The organism is Brachybacterium nesterenkovii (assembly GCF_900163655.1).
In the GTDB taxonomy this organism is placed as follows: domain Bacteria; phylum Actinomycetota; class Actinomycetes; order Actinomycetales; family Dermabacteraceae; genus Brachybacterium; species Brachybacterium nesterenkovii.
In genome coordinates this window covers 1-1237 of sequence record NZ_FWFG01000021.1, presented here as the reverse complement: position 1 = coordinate 1237, position 1237 = coordinate 1, and the positions used below count along the sequence as shown (strand labels likewise).

1 protein-coding gene is annotated in these 1237 nt (G+C 66.9%); it reads left to right on the top strand.

Going from position 1 to position 1237, the window contains the following annotated elements:
* Positions 1 to 83: 83 nt before the first annotated feature.
* Positions 84 to 1234, top strand: a protein-coding gene (locus tag FM110_RS02290) for an IS3 family transposase (protein WP_087102277.1) whose coding sequence is annotated in 2 segments (ribosomal slippage) — positions 84 to 360 and positions 360 to 1234 — 1152 coding nt in all. Because the reading frame shifts where the segments join, the coding sequence is not laid out codon by codon here.
* Positions 1235 to 1237 lie beyond the last annotated feature (3 nt).

Genomic DNA, 1237 nt, shown 5'->3' with positions numbered 1-1237 from the left:
TGGGCTGACCCCGTTTTGTAGGTCCGGTGGTTCTGGGAGTCGTCCTGTCGCCCGTGGTTGCGGGCAGGGAGACTGGTCAGATCATGTCGAACAGCAGGAAGCGTCACACCCCGGAGCAGGTCGTCCGCAAGCTCGGGCAGGCCGACAGGATGCTCGCCGACGGCAGCGACATCGCCGCGGTGTGTCGGGAGTTTGGGATATCCGAGCAGACGTATTACCGGTGGCGTAACCAGTACGGCGGACTGAAGGCCGACGACGCGAAGCGCCTCAGGGAGCTGGAGAAGCAGAACGCCACGCTCAAGCGGTTGCTGGCCGAAGCGGAGCTGGAGAAGGCTGCGCTCAAGGAGCTGGCCGAGGGAGACTTCTAGGCCCGGGCAGGTGCCGCGCCGCTGTCTCGCACCTGATCAGGACACTGCAGGTGAGCGAGCGGATGGCGTGCCGTCTGGCCGGGCTGAGCAGGTCCGCGTACCGTCGCCCGCTCAAGGGCGACACGGTCGCCGACCCTGATCGCGCGTTGCGAGACTGGCTGCGCGCGTGGGCGAAGAAGCATCCCCGCTACGGGTACCGGCGGGCGTATCACGACGCCCGGGGTGAGGGCTGGGTGGTCAACCGCAAGAAGATCCAACGCCTCTGGCGAGCCGAAGGCCTCCGCGTCCCGCAGCGGCGACGCCGCAAGCGTGTCGGATCCTCGACCGTCGACGCCCCAGCGGCGGTCGCACCGAACCTCGTATGGGCGGTGGACTTCCAGTTCGACGCCGACGAGCGGGGCTGGCCGATCAAGATCTGCTCCATCGTCGACGAGCACACCCGTGAATGCATCGGCGGGCTCGTGGCGCGGTCGATCACCGCAGGCCGGCTCACCGCCCACCTCGAAGAGCTCGTCGCCGTCCGCGGTGCACCGGGTGTGCTCCGCAGCGACAACGGGCCCGAGTTCATCAGCGACGCGATGGCCGACTGGGCGGGTGCCCGCACCGGCCTGTTCTACATTCCGCCCGGCTCGCCCTGGCACAACGGATACGTCGAATCGTTCAACAGCCGCCTCCGCGACGAGTGCCTCAACATCAACAGCTTCTACTCACTGCTGCACGCCCAGGTCGTGATCGGCGACTGGAAGACCGAGTACAACCATCAGCGTCGGCACTCATCGCTCGGCTACCTACCCCCGGCCGAGTACGCTCGGCAGTGCACCCATCAAATCGAAACCGACGACTCACAGAGCGACCGGACCGAATGAAGG